This window comes from Acinetobacter sp. TR3 (assembly GCF_027105055.1).
In the GTDB taxonomy this organism is placed as follows: domain Bacteria; phylum Pseudomonadota; class Gammaproteobacteria; order Pseudomonadales; family Moraxellaceae; genus Acinetobacter.
On sequence record NZ_CP114264.1, the window covers coordinates 1,089,933 to 1,105,379 of the forward strand.

Below are 15,447 nucleotides of genomic sequence, written 5' to 3' on the forward strand. Positions count from 1 at the left end.
TTAAATGGCAAAAGCATCAAAAAAAGCGAATCGTTTTCAAAATAACGGCATACCATCGAGTCAAGTTGAGACGAAAGAAAAAGTTACTATTTCGCCTTTATTTCAGCAAATCACAGGTGTGATTGTTGATAAAGAAAAAGAGGATCTCTTGTTACGTGATGAAGTATTACGTCAGGAAGTGAATAATGCATTGCAAAAATTAGAATCCGCTTTAGAAGAATCACGCCTAATAAAAATCGATTATGAGGAAAAAGTAAAACTGCTTGCAGATGAAGATGAACGATTAATGACACAAGAAAATCGTTTACAAAAGCAAGAACAAGAACTCAAAATTTTAGAGCAAGATATCAATCTTAAAAAAGCTGAATTGATAGAAGAAAATAAAAAAGTTGCTTTAGATAAATCAAATCTAAAATCTGATCAATTGAAATTACAACAACAATTAGTTGAGTTAGCTGAGGTTAAAGCTAATGCTGAGTTAGGTTTTGCGATTGAAAAACAAAAAGCGTTAGAAGAGAAGCGTGAGGAATTAGATCGACTTCAAGCTGAAGCATTAGATAAATTATCGGTCAATGCACAGCGCTTAGCAGAAAAAGAAAAAATGTTACTTGAACGCGAAGAAAATCTTCGTATAAAAGAAGCTGAAGCACTTGCTGGTTTTGTGAATCAGAGACGAGAAATAATTGAACAACAACAAAGTGAAATTGAAACCTTAAAAAATGAATGGCTTCAAGAGAAAGAACAACAAAAAAAAGAATTAGGGCAAGTACAGCATCAGCTGGTTGTTAAACAAGTTGAAATTGAACAAGCGCAACAGAAACTGCAAAATGATCAAGATCAGTTTGATGCGACTATTGAAGCTTTAAGAAATAGTATCCAGCGCGAATTTAGTGTGCAGATCACCAAATTAAAATCATCTCATGAAAGTTTGGAACATAGTCATAATCAAGCTCTAGCAGAAATTGATGCCTTAACCGCAAAATTACAACAATATGCAGACTTAGAAAGACAACTTGAAGGATTAGGTGTACTTGAAATTCAAGAAGAATTGAGTCATTTACGTGAAAAAAACCGTGAATTAAGAATCAAATTAAGCGAACGATCAGAAGAAGGCTTGGAAGAAGAAAACGAGCGCCTTGAAGAATTGTGTGATGATCTAGAATCACAAGTTTTTGATTTGCGTCAAAAAAACAATGAATTGGAAAGTGAACTAAATAATTCACGTCTGAGTGTAATGGCCAAACATCATTTACAACAAGAAAAACGAGTTCTAGAAGAGCACAAGCGAGTTTTAGACACGAGTATTAATCAGTTGCGCACACAGATTGATGATTTAGTAGAGAAACAGCAAGGCGAATTACCCTTTAAAAGCCTTAGTGAAATGGATCAGATCTTTAGAAGTGAAGCGAGAGGTTTACAAGTTGTACCTGAGCTTCAACGATTTGTCTCTATCATGCAGTCAAATATTGCTAAACAAAAGTTTTACTACAGTCTAAAAGACATTCGTTTATTTATTGCTGGTTTAGCAATGAGTAAGCTTCATCTGCTACAAGGTATTTCGGGTACAGGTAAAACCAGTTTGGCGCGAGCTTTTGCAAAGGCAATTAACAACGCAATAGGTGAAGATCAGGAAAAATTATACTGTGAGATTGTCCGAGTACAGGCAGGATGGCGTGACCGTGAAGATTTATTAGGTCACTTTAATGCATTTGAAAAACGTTTTTATACAAAAGAAGCTTTACAAGCATTGTACCGTGCTCAACAGCCCAAGTTTAAAGATACTTTACAGATCATTCTGTTAGATGAAATGAATTTATCTCAGCCTGAACAATATTTTGCAGATTTCTTATCGTTAATGGAAACACCAGATCGTGCGGAAATTAATTTATTAGATAGTGCGAATGAAAAAGCACCAGAACTATTTGTCAATAAACGCGCCATTAAAATTCCACAAAATGTCTGGTTTATTGGTACAGCCAATCATGATGAAACGACAAAAGAGTTTGCAGACAAAACCTACGATCGTGCTCATGTCATGGAAGTTAAACGTAGTGAAGAAGAAATTGATATTACAAATGCCAATACTGAACAGTACTCGTTTACATCATTGATGCAGAGCTTTGAACAGGCCCAAAACAAGCATAAAGCTGTGGTGAAAAACATCTTTGTACAATTGCAAAATAGTTTGCTTGAAGAAGCTTTAAAAGCGGTCAGTGTAAGTTGGGGGAATCGTTTAGAACGTCAAGCATATAGCTTTATTCCTGTATATATCGAGATGGGTGGCTCAATATCAGAAGCACTTGATCATCTCTTTGCGACTAAACTGTTCCGCAAAGGTAAGGTTACAGGTCGATATGATACTCGAGCGGAGAAAATTGAAGACATTATTTCGTGTTTACAAGACGTTTGGTCTGATCTAGGTTTTACTGGTGAACAGCCTGTGATGAGCTTAGAGTTACTGAATCAAGATGTTGAGCGTTTAAAAGGTAATCTATGAAACTTATAGATCGACTTACGCAACAATCTTTACAAGCAGAGGAACTATTGCATCTTGATGCAATAGTTCCAGAACGATATGTTCTTCTAGAGCAAGATGAGCAAATTCAATCTGTAATGATACCAAAATTCAGTTTTTTGTTTGCTGATGGCGGTACAATTCGACTGAATTCAAGTAAAACACTACATACGTATATACCTGATATAACACTGACTATTACTGAATCGATCAAATATATTAGTGAACTTGTTAAAGCCTGCTGTCTTGAAGCATCTTTCCAAAGTTTACCAAACCCACTTGTACCAAACAGTGTTTTTAATGCTGAAACAAAACTAAAGCCTTTAGAGAAAATGCTTCAAGATGTGATCGAAAAAGGTCATTTGCATCATATTGCCTACAATCCTCGGATGGATATGCGTTATGACGAAGAGCTCGTTGATGTTAATCGTGCTAAAAAAATTTCGAATAAGGCACATCGTTATTTGGCAGGGCATTCAGAAACTTGGCAGCAACGTAGCTTGGTGGGTATTCGACCCAAAAAAGTGTTGGCTAGACTAAGTGATGATGAACTGCTGATTTATGAAAACAAGGTATTTGCGCAGTTGCTCGATAAATTAAGATTTTATGTGGCTTCACGTTTAAATGATTTGGTCGAGCAACATGCTAACCTACAAGCAGCTTTAAGCTTGGGGGATTCTTCAGATACCTATTATAAATTGAGTCATGAGTTGTGCGAGCTCTGGGCAGAAAATCTGACCGCAGATGAAACGGAAAATATTTTGTCTCAACTCGAGGAAACGATTTTCTATAATCAGCAGTTACTGTCAACCATTAAAAAACTTCAATCTTCTGGCTTATATGTGCAGATTCCACCACCACACCGTAAAGTGGCGGATCAACTGCATAAAACCAATATTTTGAATTATGACCAACATTATCGGCACTTAAATCGTTTGTGGTTAACGCTGTATGAACAGAAAAATAAAACACCAAGTTTTAAGGAAAAAATATCAAGCTATTGGAGATTTCAGCATGATTATGTTGAAGCGTATAGCTTGCTCATTATTCTAAAAGCGTTCTCAAGTTTAGGGTTTCAAATTAATAGCATGCGAGATCAAAGTTCTACCTATTCATTCCAAAGAGGAAGTTTAGATTTTACATTACAATTAGACATAGATCTGAAAATTTGGAAAATTAGTTCACAACTAGATGTCTTAAACATCGTCCCAATTGCGAATGATATTGATGAACACAGCTTAGAAGAATTAGGGCATCATCCAAATCTGGTCGTTTTTTCATTAGGTACAGAAGAAGCATCTAATCAATCCGATAGATTGGTTTGGGTGAATCCATTTAATTTTGAAGCCGTAGAAAAATTTATCGTTATTCTATTGGAATGGATCTATAAACCGATGTTGCAATCCTATTCTAAAGCATTGCAACTTGGCAGGATCCCTCAATCTGTCAGAAATGAACTCAGTTCACATAGTTATATTGTAAATAAGGATGAGCAAATAAAATTGGTTAATGTGCTCAATCCCCAGCAATTAAGTACTTTAGAAACAGTATGTATTTCATCTAATACTGAGAATATTTATCGAGCAATCAAAAAGAAGCATGATGACTACCTCCATCTTACTCACTGTCCGATTTGCTTATCTAAGGCAGATTTTGAACCTCGACCATCAAACCAAACATTTATTGCTGAATGTTCAAATCCGGAATGTGGGATAAATTACAAACTGGTCAGTAACGCCAATCAAGATAAAAATTTTTATTTACAGGCTGCCGGTGATTGGATGAATGGTGGAAGATGGCAGTTAAATTTTAAAGTGTAATAGCGATGGAAATAGATGCATCTAAATCAAACTCTGACTTGTTAACAGTGTAGCTGCTATCTATATTCCTTTTCACTTATGTTACCGGGTGATATATTTGGGAAACGTAATTATGATTTTTAAATTGGACAATAAATTTCTAAAGTAGAGAAGAAAGAATACAGAGATAAAAATATTTTTCTTAATTTATCAGGTAGTAAATGATATATTCATAATTAATAAATGCTTATAAATGCAATGTAGAATACGGTTAGTTATATAAAATGATGAATAATATTGTTGAATCTCAATTTGAATTTGTAAAAGAAATTGACCCATTAATGCATGCTTTATTAGCAAGTGCAGAATCTTCGTATTATTCAGCGCCAGCGCATACTTTGGTGCAAACACGTAAATTTGCTGAAAGCTTGGTCAATCGACTTGCAATCGCCAATAAAATTGAATTTACAGAACAAACTGACTTTGCAACACGTATTCGCCGTTTGGAAAATACCATTGATATAAAAGCAGATTTTATCTCGGTGCTGCATACATTACGCAAAAATGGCAATAAAGGGGCACACGATTTACAGACCAATCATAGTGATGCACTTGCATCCTTGACGCTTTCTTATAAGGTTGCACAGTGGTTGTATTTGGTGACACAAAAGAAATCTAAAGTGTTTAAACCTTACCAAGCACCAGAAGACCCGACTTTAGAAACTCGTCGTATGCGGGTTGAAGTGATGGAACTGCAACAACAATTACGCACGGCTTATGATAAACAAGCGGTCAATCATGAAATTCAGCAGAAGAATGCTGAGCTTGAAGCGGAAAATCAGAAATTAAAACAACAACAGCATGAAGAGGCTGAGAAATTAAAACAGCAATTGATTCAGCTTGAAGAAAAAGTCAAAACACTGGAGCAACAACCAGTCGTCACAACAGTCGCAGTGATTGATCAGGTGCAATTGACTATTGCAAACCAAAGTTTTGAACTTTCCGAAGCTGAAACACGATTATTGATTGATCAGCAATTGAATCAGGCGGGATGGATTACAGATACTGAATTGCTGACCTATGCAAAAGGTGTTCGCCCGCAAAAAGGTTTGAATCTTGCAATTGCAGAATATCCGACGTTACTGGATGGTGAAGAGGGTTTTGCGGATTATGTACTTTTTGAAGGCTTAATGCCTGTTGCAGTAGTTGAGGCGAAGAAGCAGAACAAAACCGTCAGTCAATACATTCGTCAGGCGGAGCGTTACTCACAAAGTTTTCAATTTGCGACTGATTTAGACAAGCCATACAAGAATACGCCGTGGACATCTGAGGAGAAGGTCTACCACATTCCTTTTGTGTATGCATGTAATGGTCAAAAGCAGTCTAAGCGTTTAGCTGATGAGGGCGGAATCTGGTTTCGTGATGTACGACATCCATCCAACATTTCTAAGGTGTTGCAAGGTTTCCATTCACCAGAAGGGTTGAAGCGAAAACTTGAGCAGGATATTGAACGTGCAGATGAATATTTAGAACAGACCGAGATCCTGCCATTCAATGATCGTGCCTATCAGCGAGAAGGCATTAAAGCGGTTGAGCAAGCCATTGCCAAAGACAAGCAACGTATTTTATTGGCAATGGCTACAGGCACAGGTAAAACGCGTTTAGCGACTGGTCTAATGTACCGATTAATCAAAAGCCAGCGTTTTAAGCATATATTGTTTCTAGTTGATCGTTCTACTTTAGGTACACAGGCATTTGATGCATTTGGTGCTGAAGTCATTGAGCAAGGCCAAACCCTGGCACAAATCTATACGGTTGCCGATTTAGGTGTAGATACTACTGAACGTCCTGAAGTTCAAGTTGCTACAGTGCAAAGCTTGGTACATCGTCTGTTTAACAGTGATGCACCACTGCCGATTGATTTTTATGACTGTATCATCATTGATGAAGCACACCGTGGTTATACCCTTGATAAGGAAATGACCGAAGGTGAGGAAACGATTCGTGATGAGGCGCAGTATCTATCTACCTATAAGCGTGTAATCGACTATTTTGATGCCACCCTGATTGGTTTGACTGCAACACCTGCCCTACATACAACAGAGATTTTTGGTAAGCCTGTCTTCACCTACAGTTTTACTCGTGCTGTAGAAGAAGGTTATTTGGTCAACTATGACAAACCGATTCGCTACATCACCAAGCTTAGTCAGGCAGGTATTGAAATACCTAAAGGGACAAGCGTTCAGGTGATGACTAATGCCACTGGGCAAAAGACCACGGCGCTAATACCCGATGATATGGATTTTGATGTCGCGGACTTTAACCGTCGTGTGATCAATGAAAGCTTCAATAAAGTGATTTGTCAGGCATTGGTTGAAGACCTCAATCCACTCGGTGATGAAAAGACCATGATTTTCTGTGTGACGGATCGTCATGCGGATCAGGTGGTAGCATTATTAAATGAGCTGTTCAAAGAGAAATATGGGAAAGACTGGAATAATGATGCTGTGGTGAAAATCACAGGCAATGCAGATCAGCCGAGCAAATTGGTAGAGAGTTATAAAAAGAACAAGTTCCCGAATATTGCTGTCACTGTAGATTTGCTTACCACGGGTATTGATGTACCTAAAATCTGTAATCTGGTGTTTATGCGTAAAGTTCGTTCACGTGTGCTGTTTGAACAGATGCTTGGTCGTGCAACTCGGTTATGTCCTGATATTGGTAAAACAGAATTCCGTATATACGACGCCGTAGATATTTTTTCGACCTTACAAGCGGTGAATACCATGCAGCCGATTGTTGTGCGTCCAAATATCAGTATTGATCAGCTGATTCGTGAGTTAAGTAATCCGGAGTTGATGCAGAAAGCTAAAGCAATCAATGTTCCTTGCATTGATGAAGTCAAGCGTACGCAAGCGGATATCGTTCTCGATGAATTTATTCAGAAAGTAACCCGTATTTTAGGTAAGGCTGAGAAATTTAAGCATCATCCTGATCAGGTCAAACTGCGTGAAGCACTTGGAAAAATCAAAGAAAACTTCGGGGTTGAGTCCTTTAAGCTACCTCAGATGCTGCGTGCTAAAGGTGTAGATGATCTTGGTACTTGGCTACAGCAAAACAGTGCGATTTTAGAAGCACGTTTGGCTGAGGTTCGTAGTGCTCTCGGCACCTTGGATTTACCAATTATCTCGGACGAGAAAGACGAACTGATTGAACGCGTCGTAGATACGGCACATCAACAGCCTGAAGATTATCTGGAATATTTCGATAGCTTCGTTAAAACAGCCGTGAATGACAATGCTGCGATTAAAGCAGTCGTAACACGACCATCTGATCTGACTCGCGAGCAGTTGCGAGAACTGGAAAACTTGTTGACTAGCAAAGGCTTTACCCAAAGCAAGCTAACCCAGGCACTAGGTGGCAATGAGTCCAATCAGACTTATGCATCACAGATCATCTCTATGATTCGCCGTTCAACATTGGGTGAAGAAATCTCTTCTGTCGAAGAACGTTATCAGCGGGGTCTAAACAGGATTTTACAGCAGCGTGCATGGACGGAAGATCAGAAGCAATGGTTGGCACGTTTAACCCTGTTTATTGCCAAAGAGGTGGTGGTTGACAAGAATATGATTCACCATCAATTCGCCAAAGATGGTGGGGTAAAACGCCTGAGCAAGTTACTTGATAGTGACGTTGAAAAACTGGTCGATGATATCCATGAAGGGTTGTGGCAGGCCTCTTAACTGCTACAATCCACCTGTAATTAAATTTCTATATTTTTCACATTTTCTGATGAAGTGCAGCACATGACACAAAATGATATTGTCCAAAAACTCTGGAATCTTTGCGATGTATTAAAAGATGACGGGATTAACTATAGCGACTATGTGTCTGGGTGGTGTTTCAAAAAGTATGCTGAAACAAAGCAGGTTGAATTTTGATAAAATAGAGAAATGCGAATAACTCTAGAAATCAAATGTCCAACCTGCCTCAGTGACAGTATAAAGAAAAATGGCATCAAAGTAGATGGGAAACAAAACTATCAGTGCAAAGACTGTAAACGTCAGTTTATTGGTGACCATGCTCTGAGCTATCTAGGATGTAATTCAGGCATTACTCGAAAAATATTACAGTTGATGGTCAGAGGTAGTGGTATACGAGATATCGCTGAAGTTGAGCGAATCAGTATCGGTAAAGTTTTACGTACTTTAACCGAATCGACCTACCAAATTCAGCCTAAACAAAGTCATTATGAGTCTCTTGAAGTTGATGAGTTTTGGACTTTTGTGGGAAATAAAAATAATAAACAATGGCTTATTTACGCCTACCATCGAGAAACAGGTGAGATTGTTGCTTATGTTTGGGGTAAAAGAGACTTAGCTACAGTTCAACGATTGAAGACAAAGCTTAAACAATTAGGTATTCACTACACCCGAATTGCAAGTGATCATTGGGACAGTTTCATAACTGCTTTTAAAAACTGCAAGCAAAGTATTGGTAAATTTTTTACTGTAGGTATTGAAGGTAATAATTGCAAAATAAGGCATCGAATTAGGCGCGGTTTTAGAAGGAGTTGTAATTTTTCAAAAAAGATTGAAAACCATTTTAAAGCTTTCGACTTAACCTTTTTTTACATCAATAATGGCTTCATTTAATGTCAGCATACTTTTTGAAACACCACCTGTGTCTGAACTGGTGATGCTGCTCTTTGTCAAAATGGTCGATGAACTGGATGACGAGTTTTCTACGCTTGCCAAGATTTATCCTGAACAATATAAATGGTCGCATTTTAAAGATCATAACGGCATTGAGCTATTAAACTTCTATAAGCAAATGCTCTTGGACTTGTCTCAAAATCAGAATGAACTGATTGCATCGATCTATGCCAATGCTCAAACCCGTTTACGTGAACCACGCCATTTACAGCAGTTGATCAATGAGTTTGACAAGCTGGATTGGTTCAGCATTAAAGCTGATGGTTTAGGTGACCTGTATGAAGGCTTGCTAGAAAAGAATGCCACCGAAACAAAATCAGGAGCAGGTCAGTACTTTACACCTCGTCCACTCATCAACAGTATTGTGCGTTGTATACAACCTAAGCCAAGTGAAGTGATTCAAGATCCAGCATGTGGTACGGCAGGCTTCCTGATTGCTGCGGATGCGTATATACGACAGCACAATGATTTGTATGCACTAACTGAACAAGAAACTCAGTTTTACACTTTAGATGCTTTTGTTGGTGTTGAGCTTGTTCCGAACACGCGCCGTTTAGCGCAAATGAACTGTTTGCTGCATGATATTGGTGGTGAGCAAGGTGCAATTAAACTGGGTAACTCATTAGGTCCTGTGGGGCAGGCGTTGCCAAAAGCGGATGTAATTTTAGCCAATCCGCCATTTGGTACATCTAAAGGTGGTGAAGCGAGTATTACCCGTGATGATTTGCCATTTAACACATCAAATAAGCAATTGGCATTTTTACAGCACATTTATAAGAACTTAAAACCAGGTGGTCGTGCCGCCGTGGTATTGCCCGATAACGTGTTATTTGAAGCTGGGCAAGGGACAGCGATTCGTCAGGACCTGATGAACAAATGTAATGTGCATACGATTTTGCGTTTGCCGACAGGGATTTTCTACGCGCAAGGCGTAAAAACCAATGTGTTGTTCTTTACCAAAGGAACAGAAGTCAATCCGCTACAAGACGAACACTGCACGGTAGAGACGTGGGTGTATGACCTCCGCACCAATATGCCAAGTTTTGGTAAGCGCACGCCATTTACCGAAGCGCATTTGAAAGGCTTTGAAACGGTCTACGGCGCTGACCCGAAAGGTTTATCAGTACGTGCAGAGGGTGAATGGTCTTTAACAGAAGAGAGCCAAGAGCAGACTTTAGAGAACAGCCGTTGGCGTAAGTTTAGCCGTGAATGGATTAAAGAACAGAAGGGTGATTCTTTAGATATTTCATGGTTAAAAGACAATGACGCCGTGGATGCTGCGAATTTGCCTGAACCGCATGTGTTGGCAAGTGAAGCGATGTCAGAACTGACTCAAGCTTTGGTTGAGTTGGATGCGTTAATGCAGGCATTAGGTCAAACCGATGAAGCCAATACACAAAAACAGCTTTTGGCAGATGCTTTAGGTTTGGGTGCAGAGGAACAGGCATGAGTTTAGATAATTTGCCTGTTGAGTGGGAAAAAGTAGCATTAGGTAATTTAGCCACCACCATTACTAAAGGTACAACACCAACTACGATGGGTTTCCCTTTTCAGTCTGCAGGGATTAATTTTATTAAGGTTGAAAGTTTAGGGAAAAATTATATTGATAAATCTTTGATTTATAGTTTTATATCTGAAGGTGCTCATGAGGCATTAAAAAGGTCGCAATTGGTTTCTGGCGATTTATTATTTTCAATTGCTGGCACTATTGGTAAAACAGCTTTAGTCCGAGATGAGGATTTACCTGCGAACACCAATCAGGCATTAGCGATTATCCGTGGTGTATCAGAATTTTTTGATGTAGATTTTCTTAAGTATCAATTAGATTTTTTTGTAAATACATTCAAAGAACAAGCACGTGGCGGAGCAATGAATAATATTTCATTGCAAGACCTTAAAAGTTTTAATGTAATCTTTGTGTCTCAGGCAGAACAACAAGAAATCGTTCGTCAGCTTGATGTGATGCTTGCTCAAGTGGAGCAAATTAAAGCCCGTTTAGATGCTATTCCTGCCATTCTTAAGAAATTCCGTCAGTCGGTTTTGGCGGATGCGGTGAGTGGTAAATTGACGGAAGAGTGGCGAGAGCAAGAGAAGATAAAACCACAAATAAAAGAATTGCAAGATTTGAAAGATAGTCTGATTAAGAGCAAAGAAATCAAAAAAGACTTAGAAGTCATAGGAGCTGAAACTCTATTTGAAATACCTGAAAACTGGGGAAATCTAGCTTTACAATCTTTCGCTTCAAAGATTACTGATGGTGAACATAGCACACCTAAGAGAGAATCTGCAGGTCATTATTTACTATCGGCAAGAAATGTTCGTGATGGTTATATTGATGTGTCGAATGTAGATTATGTTGGTATAGAAGAATTCTCAAAGTTAAGAAAACGTTGTGATCCAAATAAAGGTGATGTACTTATTTCCTGTTCAGGTTCAGTCGGTCGTATAGCATTAGTTGATAAAGATGATGAATATGTCATGGTTAGAAGTGCTGCATTAGTAAAGACGTTAGACTCATTCATAGATAATAAATTCTTAATGTATGTCTTGCAGTCACCATATTTGCAAAAGCAAATTGATGAAAAATCTAAATCTACGGCACAATCAAATCTGTTCTTAGGTCAAATTAAGGAATTATCAATTCCTTACCCTAGTTTAAAAGAGCAGAAAGAGATTGTTCAGCAAGTCGAAAGTTTATTTAAAAATGCTAGTCTAATTGAAACGGCAGTCCAATCAGCTCAAAAACGAGTGAATTTGCTGACTCAATCTATTTTAGCCAAAGCCTTTAGTGGTGAACTGACTGCCGAATGGCGTGAACAGCATCAAGAGCTGATTACAGGTGTCAATAGTGCGGAAAGCTTGCTTGCTAAAATACAGGCGGAAAGAGAAGCGAGTAAGTCTGCTAAAAAGACGCGTAAAAAGAAAGAAGTTTGAACAAAAAATGCCTCGAGGGGACGAGGCATTTTTTTTAATTGTGTTAAAGAGGAAATGATACGTTCAAATTATTTGAGTTATTAATCAATAGGCTTAATTAATCATTTTAAAAGTAACGTATTGAATATGATAGTGATGAGTATTTTAATATTTAAAATTCGAGTGTTTTAATAATGAGCAATTTAAATTTTAGTCCAAGAAAATATTTAGAGCAGATATTAACAACACGAGGATTAACATCTGCTGATGGGCGGGTACTTTATCAATATCAATTATCAGTTGGTGAATTTAAAGAAATTGAAAACATTCTTAAAAAAAGTTTCCCATTTCAAAATTTAAACCGTATAGGCGATGAATGGGCAAGGTTGTTTACACTGTATGCTGCCGAATGGTTTAGACGTGAATATACTGCAAAATGGACATGGGATCCGATTTTAACTGCATTAAATATCGTCAACTTACCCGTAAATACCAGAAATGAAGTTGTAATTAAAGGGCTGAGATTCTGGAAGCGCCCGATTATAAAATATAGTAAAGCCAATAACTACCTGGGTTCGATTTTTAAAGAAGGTGGATTCCCGGCACGCCTGTTAAAAGAGGATGGCAATCGCTATATCTCGATTTTTCAAAAAGTGACCTCATTATATTTAAACAATAAATATGATATTGATGAATTAAGAGCTGAAATTCAGCAAGAATTAAAAACGCTGCCCCAAGCATTTGAGCATGATGAGACATTATCTTTAGTAATTGATATTGTAAAATTAATCATCGAAAAAGTGGAAAAGTATGGATTAAATGTACAGCAAGATCCAATTACCATTTTAGATCAAGAATCAAGGAGCTGGCGTAAAGAATTTCCATTGCCAATTGATGAAGATCAAAGCATTGTAGATGATTTCTTAAGGCATTTATTTAAATCTACCACTGAAGAAATTTCTAAACATCACCAATTACGCCAGGCTTTCAAATGTACACATAGCTTGTCTGAGGATTTTAGAGAGCTATTTAGTACGGTTTATTTGCCTGAAGAACTTTCTTTTACATTGAAAGAAAACACTGAGTTACTTCGAACGCGGGGTCATTTGGTGATTAAAGAAGGCTTGAATAATAAAAGCCACTTTTTATGCATTGCTTATCTTTCTTTGCAAGGGAGCCAACAAGTCATTGCAGAAATTAACCGAGGGTTTTCAAAAGACATTCGCCGACAATCCTGCAATGAAACCTTATATTTGTGTCTAGAGGTAGATGGGGTAGTACTTAGCTATAAGGAATTAGAAGACAGTTCCCTGGATTTTGAAACTTTACCTGTAGCTTTTGAAATACAGGATAAACCAAAGTATATTGCACAAGGTGCGCTAAAAACTAAGGCATCTGAAGTCTTGCTTAGTCTGCCGGCTAGCGCAAAGTTTATCCATACAGAATCAGAAGACTCACCACAGTATATAGGGCAATTTTTAGCATTTGATCTGTATAAAATTAGTGGCCAACAACGGATTCTGACACAAGATGGTGATCAAATTTTCATTAAATGCGGTCACTCTCAAGTTGAATTTGAACAGTTATTATTTAGAACAAATAATATCAGCGCATTACAAACTTCACCCAGTTTAGCATTCACAGGAAAACCAGTATTAAAAACATTTGATACACATACTTTGTTTTGTGGCAAAGAGCCGATTGAAAGTATCCCTTTGCATCGGTTACTTGGAGAACAGATGCTAACTTTAAAAAATAGACAGGGTGAAAGTCTATTAAAAAAGAGAGTAATTGTTTTACCAAAACATTTTGAAGTAAATGTAAGAGCAGGTGCTGTACTTAATCAAGCTATACTTGATATTGAATCAGATACTGAAATTCAAATTGAAGTCTTAAATCCTCATTCAAGCTTAGTCTATGAAAAGACTGGAATATCGTATAAGTGCCAAGTGGAATGTGCAGTTGTACCTTTAGCATTAAACTTAAAAATAACCTTTAAATTTGGTGGAGAGTGTATTGTTACAGTTCCTTTTCCTGCAAGAGGATTCAAACTGATTCGTGAGCAGCAAGAGTTAATATCTACAGATTTAGTCATTCATGATTTATTAAATACAGAATTAACGGTTTATTCATACGATAGACCTGCTAAATTAGGCTTTGATCTTGTCTTAAAAACAAAAAATAATCAAAAACATGCTTTACCTTTTTATCGTACACAGCTGAAAGTAAAACAAGGAATTTCTTCAATTAATTTATATGAGTTTATGGAAGATTTGAAAAGTGTATTGAGTGTCGATGATGACTTGGATAGTTATGTTGAATGTACCGTCAGATATCAGCAGATTGAAAAAAAATTCAATATCCGTCATTACGCACATCAGTTAAATTGGGGGAAAAGTATTCAGGCGTACTATGCTGAAAATGCCTCAAATCATACCGAATCTTTATGCTTTAAACCGCAAGTGATGTCATTGGTGCAACCACAGGTTACACCACTCGATTTAATTGAAAAAAATGAATGGGTAGGGAAAGCTTTTCAAATACCAGAGTTAGATATGAGTCTTGCTCCTTATTTATTAATTCCGAGCAAAGGTTCTACATTATTTAGAGCAAAACTCATTCATAAGTTTGATTATCCTCAAGATGAAGACATTGAGCCTTTAACTGTCGCCACACGTGCATTTGGTCAGAATAAACTATCGATTAAGCAGTTTATACGTACAGTAAATTATGAAAATAATGAGGTGTTTTGGGAACATGTGAAAGCTTTATTACATAATTATGACCATTTGCCTTTAAATACTTTTGAAGTATTAAAAGGTCTAGCAAGTAATTATGATCAATTGGCTATCGCAATATTTAAACTTGATTTATCTCTCGATATTTTACGTCGTTTCGAAACCGAACTGTCGGTGATGTGGTATTTAATTCCTGTTTCATCATGGTTGAATGCAATTAATCAATTGATTCAATATTGGCAGAAAATACTTGGTGATGATGGAGGTTACGGTCGAGGAAAGGCAAAAAATATCTTAGAACGATTGAAGAATTCGACACCTTTGTTGGCTGAATCATTTCATTCATTTTATTTGAACAATCAACGTTCATTTGGGCCTGAGTTTAATTTTCACTTTTTAAATGACTGTATATTTGAAGGTAACTTTATTGGCGGTTTAGAAAACACTGAGTATCAACGTATGTTGCAACGAAATCATAGTGCAATAGAAGATCAAGCATGGCCAACTGCACTTTCGCAAAATAAATGGACTTACTTTGACTGTATGCAGAAGCTCCCTTTTAGCTGTCAATTGGCAAGTCAGTGGAATAAAGATGTGGTCTATTTACCATTTTGTTTAGCTTACATGAACGTAAAGCATCATTCCCAACTCCAATTGAGTGCCTACGATATATTACAAATCAAACAAACCATTGCATTTGATGAGCAATGGTTTAATCAAATTTTTAGTTCAATTGTTAAATATTTAATTTTAGAAGCGAAGTAACA

General features: G+C 37.3%; 7 protein-coding genes. All 7 read left to right on the plus strand.

The window, feature by feature from the left end; all coding sequences use genetic code 11:
- Positions 1–4 precede the first annotated feature (4 nt).
- Complete coding sequence (locus O1449_RS05175) at positions 5–2,497, plus strand: AAA family ATPase (RefSeq protein WP_269239365.1); 2,493 nt, start codon at positions 5–7, stop codon at positions 2,495–2,497.
- Positions 2,494–4,335 (plus strand): hypothetical protein, encoded by a 1,842-nt coding sequence (locus O1449_RS05180; protein WP_269239366.1) that lies wholly within the window; start codon positions 2,494–2,496, stop codon positions 4,333–4,335. Before O1449_RS05175 ends, O1449_RS05180 begins: the two co-directional genes overlap by 4 nt.
- A 263-nt stretch (positions 4,336–4,598) precedes the next feature.
- A complete protein-coding gene (gene hsdR, locus O1449_RS05185) occupies positions 4,599–8,057 on the plus strand; it encodes a type I restriction-modification system endonuclease (protein ID WP_269239367.1) in 3,459 nt (1,152 codons plus the stop codon).
- A 210-nt stretch (positions 8,058–8,267) separates the two neighbouring features.
- Positions 8,268–8,969, plus strand: coding sequence for an IS1-like element ISPa14 family transposase (locus O1449_RS05190; protein ID WP_001223318.1), 702 nt, complete (start codon positions 8,268–8,270; stop codon positions 8,967–8,969).
- Positions 8,956–10,479: an HsdM family class I SAM-dependent methyltransferase gene (locus O1449_RS05195; RefSeq protein WP_269239368.1), complete on the plus strand. Its 1,524-nt coding sequence runs from the start codon at positions 8,956–8,958 to the stop codon at positions 10,477–10,479. Before O1449_RS05190 ends, O1449_RS05195 begins: the two co-directional genes overlap by 14 nt.
- On the plus strand, positions 10,476–11,963 hold the full coding sequence (locus O1449_RS05200; protein WP_269239369.1) for a restriction endonuclease subunit S: 1,488 nt from the start codon (positions 10,476–10,478) through the stop codon (positions 11,961–11,963). The genes O1449_RS05195 and O1449_RS05200 overlap by 4 nt, the downstream gene beginning before the upstream one ends.
- Positions 11,964–12,136: 173 nt before the next feature.
- Positions 12,137–15,445: an STY4851/ECs_5259 family protein gene (locus tag O1449_RS05205; RefSeq protein ID WP_269239370.1), complete on the plus strand. Its 3,309-nt coding sequence runs from the start codon at positions 12,137–12,139 to the stop codon at positions 15,443–15,445.
- Positions 15,446–15,447: the final 2 nt, after the last annotated feature.

What these genes read in the sequence shown, in the direction of transcription:
- O1449_RS05180 (WP_269239366.1), top strand. Translation starts at nt 2,494, where the DNA reads ATGAAACTTATAGATCGACTTACGCAACAATCTTTACAAGCAGAGGAA.
- O1449_RS05190 (WP_001223318.1), top strand. Translation starts at nt 8,268, where the DNA reads ATGCGAATAACTCTAGAAATCAAATGTCCAACCTGCCTCAGTGACAGT.
- O1449_RS05205 (WP_269239370.1), top strand. Translation starts at nt 12,137, where the DNA reads ATGAGCAATTTAAATTTTAGTCCAAGAAAATATTTAGAGCAGATATTA.
- O1449_RS05175 (WP_269239365.1), top strand. Translation starts at nt 5, where the DNA reads ATGGCAAAAGCATCAAAAAAAGCGAATCGTTTTCAAAATAACGGCATA.
- O1449_RS05200 (WP_269239369.1), top strand. Translation starts at nt 10,476, where the DNA reads ATGAGTTTAGATAATTTGCCTGTTGAGTGGGAAAAAGTAGCATTAGGT.
- hsdR (WP_269239367.1), top strand. Translation starts at nt 4,599, where the DNA reads ATGATGAATAATATTGTTGAATCTCAATTTGAATTTGTAAAAGAAATT.
- O1449_RS05195 (WP_269239368.1), top strand. Translation starts at nt 8,956, where the DNA reads ATGGCTTCATTTAATGTCAGCATACTTTTTGAAACACCACCTGTGTCT.